The organism is Streptomyces beigongshangae (assembly GCF_019710745.1).
Lineage (GTDB): Bacteria > Actinomycetota > Actinomycetes > Streptomycetales > Streptomycetaceae > Streptomyces > Streptomyces beigongshangae.
Window position 1 is genome coordinate 61,926 of record NZ_JAHKJW010000025.1, and the last position, 14,290, is coordinate 76,215.

At 69.6% G+C, this 14,290-nt stretch carries 12 protein-coding genes and 1 pseudogene; 6 read left to right on the plus strand and 7 right to left on the minus strand.

What is annotated here, in order from left to right; translation table 11 throughout:
• Nucleotides 1-170: 170 nt before the first annotated feature.
• From KM933_RS20760 to KM933_RS20770, 3 genes are all read right to left on the minus strand, one after another.
• Complete coding sequence (locus KM933_RS20760) at nt 171-1,226, minus strand: TetR/AcrR family transcriptional regulator (protein ID WP_308013479.1); 1,056 nt, start codon at nt 1,224-1,226, stop codon at nt 171-173.
• Between the two features lie 192 nt (nt 1,227-1,418).
• Nucleotides 1,419-3,281, minus strand: coding sequence for an FAD-binding protein (locus tag KM933_RS20765; protein WP_221354329.1), 1,863 nt, complete (start codon nt 3,279-3,281; stop codon nt 1,419-1,421).
• Between the two features lie 152 nt (nt 3,282-3,433).
• The gene (locus KM933_RS20770; protein ID WP_260333896.1) at nt 3,434-5,344 is read right to left on the minus strand and encodes an AfsR/SARP family transcriptional regulator; all 1,911 of its coding nucleotides are present in this window, start codon (nt 5,342-5,344) and stop codon (nt 3,434-3,436) included.
• A 225-nt stretch (nt 5,345-5,569) separates the two neighbouring features.
• Here KM933_RS20770 and KM933_RS20775 point away from each other — a divergent pair.
• Nucleotides 5,570-6,423, plus strand: a protein-coding gene (locus KM933_RS20775; protein WP_430727345.1) for an IS5 family transposase whose coding sequence is annotated in 2 segments (ribosomal slippage) — nt 5,570-5,675 and nt 5,675-6,423 — 855 coding nt in all. Because the reading frame shifts where the segments join, the coding sequence is not laid out codon by codon here.
• A gap of 148 nt (nt 6,424-6,571) precedes the next feature.
• On the opposite strand, the gene KM933_RS20780 is transcribed toward KM933_RS20775, so the two are convergent.
• Nucleotides 6,572-7,312, minus strand: coding sequence for a class I SAM-dependent DNA methyltransferase (locus KM933_RS20780; RefSeq protein WP_221354334.1), 741 nt, complete (start codon nt 7,310-7,312; stop codon nt 6,572-6,574).
• 229 nt (nt 7,313-7,541) lie between these two features.
• Between KM933_RS20780 and KM933_RS20785 the strand changes: the two genes are divergently transcribed.
• Together KM933_RS20785 and KM933_RS20790 are read left to right on the plus strand one after the other, a co-directional pair.
• A complete protein-coding gene (locus KM933_RS20785) occupies nt 7,542-7,745 on the plus strand; it encodes a NucA/NucB deoxyribonuclease domain-containing protein (RefSeq protein ID WP_221354336.1) in 204 nt (67 codons plus the stop codon).
• 130 nt (nt 7,746-7,875) lie between these two features.
• Nucleotides 7,876-8,379: a hypothetical protein gene (locus tag KM933_RS20790; RefSeq protein WP_221354427.1), complete on the plus strand. Its 504-nt coding sequence runs from the start codon at nt 7,876-7,878 to the stop codon at nt 8,377-8,379.
• A 467-nt stretch (nt 8,380-8,846) separates the two neighbouring features.
• On the opposite strand, the gene KM933_RS20795 is transcribed toward KM933_RS20790, so the two are convergent.
• Together KM933_RS20795 and KM933_RS39495 are read right to left on the minus strand one after the other, a co-directional pair.
• Nucleotides 8,847-9,995, minus strand: coding sequence for a PP2C family protein-serine/threonine phosphatase (locus KM933_RS20795; RefSeq protein WP_221354338.1), 1,149 nt, complete (start codon nt 9,993-9,995; stop codon nt 8,847-8,849).
• Nucleotides 9,996-10,522: 527 nt separating this feature from the next.
• Nucleotides 10,523-10,957, minus strand: coding sequence for an MFS transporter (locus KM933_RS39495; protein WP_260333877.1), 435 nt, complete (start codon nt 10,955-10,957; stop codon nt 10,523-10,525).
• Here KM933_RS39495 and KM933_RS39500 point away from each other — a divergent pair.
• A pseudogene (locus tag KM933_RS39500) lies at nt 10,941-11,252 on the plus strand (substrate-binding domain-containing protein); the annotation flags it as partial. The gene KM933_RS39495 and the pseudogene KM933_RS39500 sit on opposite strands and share 17 nt — an antisense overlap.
• Nucleotides 11,253-11,264: 12 nt before the next feature.
• Here the strand turns inward: KM933_RS39500 and KM933_RS20805 are convergent.
• Nucleotides 11,265-12,179, minus strand: a complete 915-nt coding sequence (locus KM933_RS20805; RefSeq protein WP_221354340.1) for a LysR family transcriptional regulator — start codon at nt 12,177-12,179, stop codon at nt 11,265-11,267.
• 134 nt (nt 12,180-12,313) lie between these two features.
• Between KM933_RS20805 and KM933_RS20810 the strand changes: the two genes are divergently transcribed.
• Both KM933_RS20810 and KM933_RS20815 read left to right on the plus strand, forming a co-directional pair.
• Nucleotides 12,314-13,309: a fumarylacetoacetate hydrolase family protein gene (locus KM933_RS20810; RefSeq protein WP_221354342.1), complete on the plus strand. Its 996-nt coding sequence runs from the start codon at nt 12,314-12,316 to the stop codon at nt 13,307-13,309.
• Entirely contained in the window at nt 13,306-14,268 is a 963-nt protein-coding gene (locus KM933_RS20815; RefSeq protein WP_221354344.1) for a cyclase family protein, read from the plus strand. Before KM933_RS20810 ends, KM933_RS20815 begins: the two co-directional genes overlap by 4 nt.
• Nucleotides 14,269-14,290 lie beyond the last annotated feature (22 nt).

Sequence of the window (14,290 nt, forward strand, 5' to 3'; positions counted from 1 at the left end):
CGCAATGCGCACGGCGGCAGACGACGGCGTCCACCACGCCATGCTCGGCATCGCCCGCCCGCACAACCTCACCCTCACCTTCACCCTCACCGGATAACAGGCAAACAAGCAGGTCAGTCCGCATGGCACCGCCCATTTAGGGGGCACCGTCTAGACACCGCTGGCGGCCCTCAGGTCACCTCGTGTGGAGCTGTGGTCTCTTGGGTGAGTCGGGAGACCAGTTCGAGCCAGCCGCTTTCCAGCCGCTGCAGCGGTAGGTCGCAATGGTCGCTCAGATGTCGGAGAAGAGCGGGCTCCAGATAGCCCAGCAGCGCGTGGCTGAACAGTTCCGCGTCTGCTTCCGGTGCAGCCAGGCTGAGCAGGACGCTGACCCGCTCGTGGTACGAGCGGCGGGGTGCGCGCCGGTAGCGCTGGTCGGGGGAGGGCTCGGCGGCTATCTGGAGTTCCATCTCCTGGGCATAGCGCCGTATGGCGGCCACCCCGAACGCGCGAAGCTGCTCGATGGCCCTGTCACGGCCGTCTGCTTGGTCCAAGCCGCTGAGGTGAGCGGCCTGGAAGGTATCCTCGGAGTGCTGCAGCAGGGCTTGCAACAGACCTGTGCGGTCACCGAACCGCCGAAAGACGGTGCCTTTGCCGACACCTGCCGCGGTGGCCACCGCTTCCATGGTGAGGTGCTTCAGCCCGTGCTCCCGCGCTATCCGTGCCGCGGCGTTGAGCAGGCGGGTGTGATTGCGTGCCGCGTCCACGCGCAGCCGTCTGCTGTCCTCGCGAAGATGCGGCGGCCGGGGCGCGGGCGGTGTTTCACTCTGGTGGTTGCCTGCCGGGCTCGGACAGGGGCATGCTCTCGGCGGAGGAGCAGCTTGTCGGTGCGGTGCCGCCTGTGCGACCGTCTCGACGAGGTCCAGCGCCAGGCCGGCAGTGTGCAGCGCGGCGGCGTCGGGCTTCTCGACCAGCGGCAGCAGGTCGGCCAGAAGGGTGATGAAGCGTCCGCCGTTTTCGTGGACGGCCGTCATCGAGCCCTCCCGTATCACGGCCCGGATGCTGACCGCGCTGAGCGACCCGGTCCCGGCGGCCGACTGCGCGAGAAGCTCGGCCAGGCGATGCTCGAGGCCGGTCGGCTGCCACACACCGTGGCGGAAGTCCCGCATGAGGGCCTTGAGTCGTTCCTGGACGCTGTTGGGGTGTGAGTGCTGAGGAGAGTGTGGCTCGTCGGGGGTGGTGGACACTCGGAACGCTCCCAGATGGATCGTGGAGTGCGGGCGTTGAGGGCTTGGGTGCAGCCGGCCCGCCAGTGGCGGTTTCGTGAGTCAGGTGGGTGCGGCCCGCGTCTGCGGCGGTGTCGGTGGGGCCCGGCAGCACCGGGGTGGCGCCCTGCGGATGGAGGACGTCACCCCGGTGGGACCCGTCTCGCCCTGAGATCAGCCGCCGGGAAGCAGGACGGTCTCGTCGCCCTCGAACCAGGCGTTGTCGATCGTCAGCCGGCTGATGCGCCATGCGCTTCCGTCGCGCGTCAGGTCCGCGTCGTAGCGGTTCATCATCAGCGCGTGCCGGGTCCGGTCCGGCTTGGGGCCTTCCTGTGGCAGGTAGTGCTGAGCCATCGCATAGCAGTACACGTGGGCGGTGTCACCGTCGACGGTGGCGCGGATGTTGCTGATCACGTGGCTGGTGTCGAGCGGGCCGACCGCCGGGATGAGCGCTCCCACGACCGTGTCGCGCGGCTTGAGCGCGGGGAAGTCGAGACCGATCCTGCTCGTGGCCGGTGTCAGGTCGACCATGGCGTCCTCGGTCAGTGACGAAGCGAGCAGATCGGCGTCGCCGTGGTCGAGCCCGGCCGTGTAGCGGTGCAGCGCATCGGCGATCGCGGCCTGGTCGATCAAGAGCTGCAGCTTGTCGTCGGACATCAGGTCTTCCTCAGGGGGAATGTTGTGGTTCAGCCGGAAGAGGTTGTCCGGGTCGAAACGCCTCTTGATGCTGCGGAGCCGGTGGTAGTCGGCTTCGTCGTAAGCCGCGCTCACGTCGCAGACGCCGGTGTCCTGGGCGGCCATGAAGTTCAGGTAGCGCCCGCCGGTGGACCAGGGGCGCATCCGCTGCAGAAGCTCGTCGGCGTAGGCGTTCATCGCGGTGAAGGCATCGGGTGCCCCGACACCCACGATCCAGAGGGCGAACCGGGCGTCCCGGTGTCCGACGGCGTTGTCCGCGGTCCGGGTCAGGGCGCCGCCGAGGTGACGCAGCTCGACGAAGTGCACCGGGCAGTCGGCCGTCGGGCCCGCAGCGGTCAGGATCTCCTCGACGGCTTCGGCGGTCAGTGAGCGCAGCATCACGGTACGTTCCATGAACGGCGCCGGATCTGCCGGATCGTTGTGGATCTGGGCGAAGGACGCGTAGGGCATCGGGCCCAGAGTGTCCGCGAGGACAGGTGCGGCCGCCCGCAGCGGTGCAACCAGCCCGATGGCCTCGGCTGCCGGGCCGAGGTAGGAAATGCGGACATGCACGGCGAAGCGGTCGGCGAGGAAGGCGGGCACGCCGGGCAGGGCCGGCAGGCGCAGCAGGGCGATCGATGAGCTCAACTCGTCCGGGGCCTCGGCCGTGACCTGGGCATAGGCGTGCAGGACGGCTGCTGCGTCGGCACCGTCGAAGAAGAGGCCGCCCGCCCACAACTGTTTCACCGGGAAGAGCGCGAACTCCATGGCGGTGACGACACCGAAGTTGCTCTTGCCGCCGCGCAGCGCCCAGAACAAGCCGGGTTCCGACGCGGCGTCGACATGGCGCAACTCGCCGTCGGCTGTCACCACCTCCAGAGAGGTGACGTGGTCGGCTGCCCATCCGTGAGCGCGGCCCATGGTGGGGCTCAAACCTCCGCCGAGGGTATAGCCGATGACTCCGACGAGCGGTGAGGAGCCGTTGAGCGGGGCGAGCCCGAACGGGGTCGCCGCGTCGATCACTTGCTGCCAGCGGGCTCCCGCCGTCACGCGGGCTGTGCGGGCTGCGGGGTCGATGCTCACCTGCGCCATGCGGTGAGTGGTGATGAGGACCGCGTCGTCGGCCGGGATCGTCGCCTGGTGGCCGGTGGCCATGACGGCGACCGGCAGACGCCGCTGCGCAGCGAAGCGAACGGCGGCTTGCACGTCGGTGCTGTTCGCGGCTCCGACAACGACGCAAGGGTGGTGGGTCACGGCAAGGTTGAAGGGCGCGCACTCATCGGCGAACCCTTCGTCGTCCGGTCCGAGTACGGGCCCGGTGATCTGCGCTGCCAAACCGGCGCGCGTGAGTGAATCGAGCATGTGTGCATTGCATCGAGCGCTTGTCGACGTGGCGTCGATGGCGCGTCGACGAGGCGTTTCGCCCGCGGGACGCAGGTGGTCTTCCGCACGTTCTCACCGCGGGTGACGCGGGGACTGTGCGGGTGTGTCGTCTCGCGCGGCCGCTGCAGGGGTCAGGGCAGCGAGAGCGACACCATTTCCGCAAGAGCGTCCGGAGGATCAGTGATCTGGGCCAGTACCGCGCGCAGGTCCTTTTCGCCGACCGTGTTCTTGCCGGTCAGGAAGTGGCGCAGCAGCCGGTGCAGCGCTTGCTGGCAGTGCTCGTGTCCCAGTCCATTGAGCGCCTGGCGCCGCGCGAACGCCTTGACGAGCCCGAGAAAGTAGTAGTCGCCGTTCTCGCCGATCTCCACCACATGAGCGTCGACGAGGGCTTCCATGACGGCAGTGGCTTCGTTGACGGGCAGGTCGAGCACTGCCGCGGCCATGGCGGCGTCCAGTCGACCGCAGTCGGGAACGGCGGCGAGGTGGAAGGCGTTGCGGTGGAGGGTGTCCATGCGCGCCTGGGCTTCACGGAACGGTCTGTCGACGATCTTGCAGTCTTCATGCATGACGACCGGCTGGCGCAGATCGTCTTCGAGCTGGGCCAGGATCTGGTCGATCGTCCACGACGGCCGGGCATCCAACCGGGCGGCCGCCACATGCACCGAGAGCGGCTGGTAGGAGCACGCCTGCACCAGTCGGCTGGCCGCTTCCCGCTCCGCGAACACCCGCCGGGCCCCGGAGATGGCGGCGAGCAATTGCAACGCGTCCTGGGACTGCAGGACGCCGAGACGCAGCCAGGGGATGCCGGGCAGGTCGATGATGCGGCGCGGACTGGTCATGATGACGGCGCAGCCCGGGGAGGCCGGCAGCAGGGGACGCACCTGCTCACCGCTGGTTGCCGCGTCCAGGACGATCAGTAGGCGGCGGCCGGACACCGTCGTACGCCACAACGCGGCACGTTCGTCCAGCGATGCCGGCAGCCGGGACACCCCGACCGCACGCAAGAACTGGCCGAGCACCTCCAGCGGGCCGACCGGATCCTTGAAGTTGCCGAGGTCGGCGAAGAGTTGCCCGTCGGGAAACAGATGGCGCTGGGTGTGTGCGACGTGGACGGCGAGCGTCGTCTTGCCCATCCCGCCCAGGCCGGTGATGCCGACGACCGGAGCGTGCGCAGCATCACGCAGTGGCAAGGACAGCTCCGCGATCTCTGCGCGGCGCCCGGTGAACACTGCCAGGTCCGCCGGGAGCTGAGCCGGAACCGGCGCGGGCGCGAGGGGCGAGTACAGATCACGGCCCGCAGGGGCGGGCGGATCCTCGACCTCGCGCAGGATACGGCTGTGGAGAGAGCGAAGTGCGGGCCCGGGGTCCACACCCAGCTCTTCACGCAGAAGCTGCCGTGTGCGCTGGAAGGCGGCCAGAGCCTCGGCTCTGCGGCCGGCGCGGAACAACGACAGCATGAGCTGTTCGTGCAGCCGCTCCCGCAGCGGGTGCTCCATCACCGCTGCCCGAATCTCGGACGTCAGATCAGACTGCCCGCCGACCTCCAACTCAAGATCGAAAACCTCCTCCAGGGCAGCCAGCCTCAGCTCCTCCAGCCGATCACGCTCAAGCTCGAAAAATGGGCCCCGGACACCCGACAGGGCCGGTCCCTGCCATGTGTCGAGGGCCTGACGCAGGAGATCGGCAGCACTCGCCGCGGCGCCGGCGCGGCGTGCCTGGTGAGCCTGCGCGGCTAGCTCCCGAAATCTCCTCAGGTCAAGGGTCCCGTCACGAACCGTGAGACGGTAGCCACTGCCGGTCGATTCGATGACCGCCATGTCGCCGAGAATCGGGCGCAGACGATAGACGTAAGTGCGAACGGTGCCCCGAGCGCCGCGGGGCCCGTGCTCACCCCACAATGCCTCCAGAATCGCCTCGGTCTCCACCGGGCGCCCCTCGTGCAGAAGCAGCAGCGCGAGCAGTCCACGCTGCTGTGGAGATCCGAGGTCGATCTCCTCGTCCCGCCGCCATGCACGGACAGGACCAAGAACCGCAAGACGCATCACGCGACCGCACCCTATCCTTCTCGTGCTCACCCCGTGCCGACCCGCCCGGCGAGGCTGCCACGCGGAGCCGGAACGGCGAGCCCTGCGTCCAGGGTCACCGCCGACCGGGCCCGCCCACACCGACGCGCCCGACCACACATGACGGCCGAGCGCTTAGAACTCCTAACGAAATGATCTTCAAGGTGGTTGGATCACTCCGGGACTGATGGTCCGGGGGGTGGGGTGGCTCGGCCGAAGCCGTGGGAAGTCGACGAAGAGCTGTGGACGGTGATCGAGCGGCTGCTACCGAACGTGGGGCGTCGGCCCCTGCATCCCGGGTGTGGGGGGATCCGGACCGGCTGGTGTTCCAGGGCATTCTGTCTGTCCTGCACACCGGGATCGCCTGGGAACATCTGCCGCAGGACCTCGGCTTCGGCTCGGGCATGGCCTGCCGGCGCCGCCTGTCCGAGTGGACCGAGGCGGGAGTCCGGCCCCGGCTGCACGAGGTCCTCCTGGCCGAGCTTCGCAGCGCGAACGCCCTGGACTTCTCCCGGGCGGCCGTCGACGGCTCCCACATACAGGCGTTGAAAGGGGGATCCAGGACGGGACGAAGCCCCGGTGACCGGTACAGGACGGGCAGCAAGCATCACCTGATTACCGACGCCACCGGTATCCCGCTCGCCGCCACCTTGACCGGTGGCAACCGCAACGACGTCACCCGGCTGATTCCGTTGCTCCAGGCGGTGCCGCCGGTGCGGGGCAAGCGCGGCCGGCCCTGGCGCCGGCCGGACGTGGTGCTGGGCGACCGCGGCTACGACCACGACAAGTACCGCCGCCCGGTCCGCAGCCTCGGAGTGAAGCCACTGATCGATCGACGCGGCACCGAGCACGGCTCCGGACTGGGCACCCAGCGCCGGGGCGTGGAGCGAGTATCCGCCCACCTGCACTGGTTCCGCCGCCTGCGGATCCGTTGGGAGATACGCGACGACATCCACGAAGCCCAATTCGTTCTCAGCGGCCCACACAGAGCGGTTGTCGCTCCAGCGGGTTGTTCGAGTACGGGGGCTGCGACGCGCCCGGCGAACCGGGTTCATTGAGACCTCCGCATAGAGCGGCGTGCAGTCCCCGTACTCGTGGTGGTGGTCGCGTGGGCATCGGATGCGCACTGATCCGCTGGCGACGCCTGAACTCCTGGCGGAGGTTTCAGGACAGGCACGGCTTGCATCGACAGCCCGGTGGCCGACCTCAGGTCGGCTTGCGCCACACGGAGATGTGCTTCGCGGAGTCCTGGGCGAACGGCGCCCCGTCCCAGTCCGCGACGCGACGTTCCAGTTCGAGCCCAGCGATCCGTGCCATCAGGTCGAGCTCTGCCGGCCAGGCGTACCGGTGCCGGGAGTTGCCGCGGCGGTAGCGGCCGTCGTCGCCGTCGCGGGTGAAGTGGTGCGAGACGAGGACCTGCTCGACCAGGTCGAAGGTGTCGAAGCCGAGATGCTGATCGGAGACGTCGAACGGCACCGCGACCTGGCCGGGCGGCAGGAACCGCAGTGGCGGCACGCCCAGCTCGATAACGAATCGGCCGCCGGGCCCCAGATGACGTGCGGCGTTGCAAAAGCACTCGACCTGCTCGTCCTGCGTGAGCAGGTTCGTGATGGTGTTGTAGACGAGATAGACCAGGGTGAACTCGCCCGGGACGACGGTGGTAGCCATGTCCCCGATGGTTACCGGGAGCGTGCTCTCGTCGATCTTGCGTCGTAGCACCGCTGCCATGTGCTCGGACAGTTCGATGCCCACTACCGGCACGCCGCGTTCCCGGAGCGGGACACCCACTCGTCCGGTTCCGATGGCGAACTCCAGTGCCGGGCCGTCTCCGGCAAGCTCGGCGAGGAAGGCGAGAGTCGGTCCGAGAACGGCAGCCGAGGACGCCTCGGCCTCCTCGGCGTCGTAGCGGTCGGCGGTCGCACGGGTCCACAGTTCACTGCTCGTCACGGACGGCCACTTTGCCGGGTGGCGAGGGGCGCCGTCGACGTATTTACGTTCTCCTCGGCGAAGCCTGCACCGCCCACAGCCCGTCGCCGCCTTCCCACGGCTTCGGCCTAGCCACCCCGACCCCCGGACCATCAGTCCCGGAGTGGTCCGACCACCTTGAAGATCATTTCGTTAGGGGTTCCATGCCAAGAACGGCGAGTATCCCGAGCTCGCCCAGCCCATCGAGTACGTGCAGGACACCAAGAACCTGCCGGGCAAGCACGGCACCAAACGGTACCTGACCCGGCTGACGGACAAGGCCAAGATCCGGCAGAACCGGAACACGGCCTGCCCGTCCAGCCTGGAACGGCCGGCGGGCAAGCAGTGTGACGAGTACCCCTTCGCGTCGACCTGGCAGGGTGCCGATCATGCGGCGACTTCAGCCGCCGCATGATCGACGCGACGCAGAACGAGGAGGGCGGCAAGGCGCTGGGCCGTTTCCACCTGCACAATCGGATCATCGAGAAGGACAAGTTCCTGGTGTGAGTCAAGCAGGAAGCCACCATCCGGCGGAGAACGGCGACATGAGCGACGAAGTCGAACGAGGCAACGGGCTCGTCCCCGTGCAGTACCACCAGTTCGACATCAGCGACGAGGACGGACCGGCCGGCCCCGGCCTGGGCCGGGGACACAACGGCCTCGCGCAGGTCGCCGACGGCACCATCACCGTCATGACGGGCATCCACACCGGCGACGTCGATGTCACCGTCACCCTCCACCACGCCCAGCCACCACCCGGCAGCGACCCCTGGCAGGAGATCGTCGAAATCTCCGCGCACTCAGCATCCGGTGACCTCATGGTCCGCGGCATCATGGACGACCTGGACGAAGACCTACCCGTTCTGTCGTTCAACGGGCCCGGCGACTACCGTCTGCGCATCCACGCCCGCGGCCGGGACAGCGCCGTCGACCTGACCCCCGGCAGGGTCACCGAGTGGTACCTCATCCAAGCCTGGCCGGCCCCCACCCGCGAAACAACGGTACTCCGCCAGACCGACACCTACGGGGCTACAGTCCGCACCCGCTGACATCCGGCGCGCACCCGTTCCCCCGCGCAGGTACGCGTCGTGAGGGCCCGACCTCTTCGTCATGGGGTCGGGCCCTCCACCACACGTGGCAACCGCGGCATTCTCCCGCTCTTCCTCTTCAGGGCAGAGAGACGGACGGCTGTGGCGTTCAGGTGACCGCCTGCGCAAGGTGGTGCACCGAACCGTGCAGGTGCCCCAGGCCGGCGGAGGAGGATTCCCTCTGTGCGGGGAATTGCTTCTGTCCGGCGACGCGGCGGCCGTGCCCTATCGGAAGGCCAGCGGGCGCCACGTCATTGAAAGATCAACGAGGCCGCCGGCATCGCGCAGCGAACCGGCTGCCGCGTGCTGACTGCCGTCAGGCAGCAAGGTCCGCGAAATCGGCCAGGGCCTCAAGCGTCGCCTTCCACGGACCGTGCCCGCAGCGCAGCCGCACCGGCTGCGGGTCTCGTCCCGTTCCGGGCGAACGGTCAGTGCGACCGCACCCGGTCGGAGGCGTCGGTGAGGTCGGCGCCGGTGTCGGCGTTGCGCCGGGAGTGGCCGGTGCCGTGCCAGTCCAGGCACATGACGGTCGCGTCGTCCTGCAGACGGCCGCAACTGGCTTCGACGATCGTCGCGATGAGCGCGCGGGTGGCCTCACGGGGATGCAGCGCGCGGGTGCGCACGACGAGGCCGGGCAGATCCAGGCCGGCGGCGTTGCCTTCGAGCATGCCGTCGGTCAGCATCACCAGCCGGTCACCGGGCCGCAGGTCCAGCGACTGGACCCGGTAGGCATACGGGGCGTGCAGGCCGAAGGGCATGTCGGCTTCCGGGGTGGTCTCGTGTACCCGTCCGTCGCGCAGGCGCAGGGGCCGGGGGTGTCCGGCGTTGACGAATTCGGTGGTGCCGTCGGTCAGGCTGATGCGCAGGAGCTGGCCGGTGACGTAGCCCTGGCCCCCGTGTTCGCGCACGGCGGCGTCTGCCTGGCGGGCCTGCTCGGCCAGGCCCGCGCCGGCGCGCCGGGCCCGGCGCAGCGCGCTCACCGCGAGGGTGGCCAGCAGCGCGGCGGAGACGTCGTGGCCCATGGCGTCGGTGACGGACAGCTGGACGCTGTCGCGGTCGATGACGTAGTCGAAGGTGTCGCCCCCGACGTGGCCGGCCGGCTCCAGGGCCCCGGCCACCGCGAACTGCGCCGCCTCGCAGACCAGTGAGGCCGGCAGCAGGCGGTGCTGGATCTCCGCGGCCAGGCTCAGCGGGACGGTACGGCGCCCCCACTGGTAGACGTCGGTGTAGGAGCGGTTGGCGATGACGATGTACGCCAGCGCGTGCGCACTCTCGCCGATCTCCCGCATCACCCGCGCGTTGGGCGCGGTGGGCAGGAACAGCTCCAGGAGCCCGATGGCGTCCCCCCGGTTGGTCACCGGGGCCAGTACGCGTACCAGGGTGCCTTCGCCCTCGTCCTGCACGCTCGGCCGCTGGGTACGGATCACATCGTCATACCCGGTGCCCTGCAACGGGATGCGCCGGGCACGTTCACCGGTGTCCACGCTGCCCGCCGCTCCCAGCCGTACCACCGAACCACCGGTGAAGTCGGTGATCAGGAACGACACCGCCGCGGCCCCCAGACGCTCCCTGAGCATGCGCGCCACCACATCCAGGGACTCCACCGGCGCAGCCGACTCCGCCGCCGCCAACGTCACCGCCTCACCCCCGCCTCCCGCGGTACGAGCGATCGGCCCACCGTCCCCGCCGTTCCCGTCCGGCCCGCCTACGATCACGGCAACTCCTCGCTGCTCACTGCTCACTGGTGCCCCACCAATGGCGCACGATCATTTCCTGGCCCGTACCGGGACATTTGGTACGAGTTCTCGATGTCCTATGTGTGTTCTCCAGGAAAAGGGGCGCCCGGGGGCGCGCGAGCAGAGCGGGCAGAAGGACTCCTACTGAAACCAGTGGTGCCCGCGTGCCCCGGCTTGGCAGGAGGGCGCGAACCGCACGGAGTTACAGATGGTGTTCGCCGCACTCCCCTGACGGCGGGCAGCCGCACCGTCGGCGGCCCCAGCACGCCGGCTTCGCCCGGCGCGTAACACCGGCAAGCGCGCGATCCCTGGGGTGCCGTGGTGCCGGACCGCTTCCGCCCGGCGCTGACACACTCGGCGCGTTGTGATCACCGCGTATCGACGGAGGGCATGTTGCCCTGGTCGTCGCCCACGCCGTCGGCGCCGGTCATTCGGCGGCCGTCGAGCCACGTCAGCAGGATGAGCAGCAGCACGGTTGCTGCGGTGGCCGAGGGTGTGAGTACCGGCGACAGGGCGGGGAGAGCGGCCGTAGCCGCGGACCCGACTGAGCTGCCCAGTGTGCGGAAAAGCGTTGTGACGGCGTCGGCGGTGCCGAGGGCGCCTTGCTCGACGGAGCCGTACACCAGGGCGGACACCGAAGCGGGCAGGAATCCGAGGCCGAGACCGAGCAGGGTCGAGGTGACCGCGAGACCGGCGATGGCGGCTCCGGTCGAGGCGGTCGTCCCGAAGGCGGCGATCGACAGCGTCGCGGCGATGAGTACGGTCCGGTGCGGGCCGAGCGATTTGATCAGACGGGCGGCCACTGGTGTCTTCTGCGCCAACGACCTGCTCGCCCTTGGCGTGCTGCAGGCGCTGTACGAAGCCGGACTCAGAGTGCCCGAGGACATCGCCGTGGTCGGGTACGACGACATCGAGTTCGCCGCTTCCGCCGTCGTACCGCTCACTTCGGTACGCCGGCCGGCCGTCGCCATGGGCCGGCAGGCCGGCCGCCTCCTCATCGAGGACACGACCAGTGGCTTTCCCCACGAACACGCCCACGTCGTCCTTCAGCCGGAACTTGTCGTACGCCGGTCGACCACGGCGGTACCGGGCAGGTGATGTCCGCCGGGCTCACGCCGGGGAGTCGGCCATGCGGCTGCCGACGCGGGCCGCCGTCTCCCGCAGCCAGATGTGTGCCGCGTCATGGGTGTGCACCGGGTGCCACCACAGCGCCTCCCGCAGGGGAACCGCCGCATAGGGCGGCTCGATCACGCGTACGGCGGCCAGCGGCGCGAGGAGCCGGGCGAGACGAGCCTGGATCAGGGCGACGCGTCGGGTGCCGGCGACCAGCAGCGGCATGGCCTGGAAGCTGTCGACGGAGACCTCGACGCGCGGTTCGATGCCCTGCATGCCGAGCTGGCGGACGGCCGGGGCGTCGTAGGTGCGCTGGTAGGTGACCCAGGGCAGGCGGACCAGGTCCTGCCGGGTCAGCCGGTCGCCGACGTCCGGGTGGTCCTCGGCGACGAGGAAGACCCATCGGTCCTGGTAGAGGTCGGTGGCGGGGAAGTCACTGATCACGCCGTGCGGCATGAGCAGGCCGTCGGTGGTGCTCAGCAGGGTGTCCGTGGCGTCCACCACGGTGGTCGGCGTCTGGGCGAAACGCAGCCGGATGCCAGGGGCCTCCGTGTGCACGGCCCGGGCGAGTTCGGTACCGAAGACGGCGACCGCGTAGTCGGACGCCACCAGCTTGAACTCACGGCTCTCCTTCGCCGGATCGAAGTCCGCCTGGCTGGCGAAGAGACGCTCCAGCAGGTCGTACGCGGTGGAGGCGCGGTCGAGGAGGACCTGGCCGAGGGCGGTGAGCTCGTAGTGGCCACCGACACGGGCCAGCAGGTCGTCGTCGAAGTGCCGGCGCAGCCGCGACAGCGCCGCGCTCATCGCCGGCTGGCTGAGGCCGACGCGCTGCCCGGCACGGGTCACGTTGCGCTCCTCCAGCAGGGCACGCAGCGCGACGACGAGATTGAGATCCAGGCGACTGAGATTCACGAGCGGCTTTCCCTCACTTCACGACAACGACCTGGGGGAATTTGCTCTGTGGATGGCAGTCATCCATGGAATCTATTTCCCTGATCACGATGACGGGTCCAGATTAGTGCCATCGCAATCAGGAGGACACGTCCGTGAAACCTGCACCCTCGTCCGCGCTGTTCGCGGGCTCCTTCGCCCTCAGCACGCTGTCGGCCCCGGACGGGCCGGCCTTCCCCGCCCTTGTCACTCCCGACGCCCAGGTGATCGATCTGCGCGCCGCCTTCGGCGACGACCGGCTGACCGCCCGGAATCTCCTGGAGAGCTGGGAGTCGGTGCTGCCGCGGCTGCGTACGCTGGCGGGTGACGGCGGACCGGCCCGGAAGCCGCTGGCCGACTTCCGGGCGCACGCTCCCGTCGAGCCGCGCCAGGTGTTCCAGTCGGGGGCCAACTACCGGCAGCACGTGATCGACCTGCACGTCGCCCACCGGGCCCCGGACGAGGACCGTTCCGAGGAGGAACGGCGCGCGGAAGCAGCGGAGATCATGGACCGGCGAGCGGCCGATGACCTGCCGTACGTCTTCATCGGCCTGCCGAGCGCGATCACGGGCCCCTACGACGACGTCGTGCTGCCCGCCTGGGCCGAGAAGCCGGACTGGGAGCTGGAGCTGACGGCCGTGATCGGCCGGCCCGCCCACCAGGTGCCGGTGGAGGAGGCACTGGAGTACGTCGCCGGGTACACGATCGCCAACGATCTGACCGACCGCGCGACCGTCTTCCGCCGGGACATGCCGCAGATCGGCACGGACTGGCTGCGCAGCAAGAACGCACCCGGCTTCACGCCGCTCGGTCCGTGGATCGTCCCCGCCGAGTCGATCGCGGACCCCGGTGACCTGCGAGTGACGCTGAAGCTGAACGGCGAGACCATGCAGGACGACTCCACCAAGGACATGATCTTCGACGTGGCGCGCATGGTCGCCCACGTCTCGCAGACCGCCCGCCTCCTCCCCGGTGACCTGGTGCTGACCGGCTCACCGGCCGGCAACGGCATGCACTGGGGACGGCTGCTGCGCGACGGAGACGTGATGGAGGGTTCGGTCACCGGCCTCGGCGTCCAGCGCACCCGCTGTGTGGCGCAGGCGGCGTCGTGACCCTGGACCGCCACGACCCCGAGGGCGCGATCGCCGAGGCCGCCAAGGCGTTCTCCAACTGGGGGCGCTGGGGTGAGGACGACCGGATCGGCACACTCAACTTCCTGGACGAGGGCAAGCGACGTGAGGGCGCCGCGCTGATCCGGCGAGGCGTCAGCTTCTCCCTTTCCCAGCGCTTCGACATGGACGGCCCGCAGAAGGGCTGGCGGCGGCGCACCAACCCGGTGCACACCATGCTGGACACCGGCACCGACGCCGCGCTCGGCCGTCAGGGGTTCCCGCACGGGCTGGGCGGCGCCGACGACGTGATCACGATGCCGCTGCAGTGCTCCACCCAGTGGGACGGGCTCGGGCACATCTTCGACCACGGCAGGGCCTGGAACGGCCGCCCGGCCGAGCAGGTCGTCACCTCCGACGGCGACCTGGTCACCGGCATCGAGCACATGGCGCCGCACGTCGCGGGGCGCGCCGTGCTGCTCGACGTGGGCCGCGTCGTGGGTGAGGACGGTGAGTTGCGGGACGGGTTCGCGATCACCGAGGAGCACCTGACGGCGACGGCCGAGGCGCACCGGGTGACCGTCGGCCGAGGCGACATCGTGCTGGTCCGCACCGGGCAGCTGGCACGTGCGCGCCGCGAGGGCTGGGGCGAGTACGCCGGTGGCCCCGCCCCCGGGCTGTCGTTCACCGCGGCCGGCTGGCTGTACCGCACCGAGATCGCCGCGATCGCCACCGACACCTGGGGCTTCGAAGTCCGTCCGAACGAGTTCGAGTACGCCTTCCAGCCGCTGCACCAGGTCGCCATCCCGAACATCGGGCTGCTGATCGGCGAGATGTGGGACCTGGAGGCGCTCGCCGAGGACTGCGCCGACGACGGCGCGTACGCGTTCTGGCTCACCGCCGCCCCCCTGCCCGTCACCGGGGCGGTCGGCTCCCCCGTCAACCCGGTCGCCGTCAAGTGATACACGGAACAAGGGAGTTCCC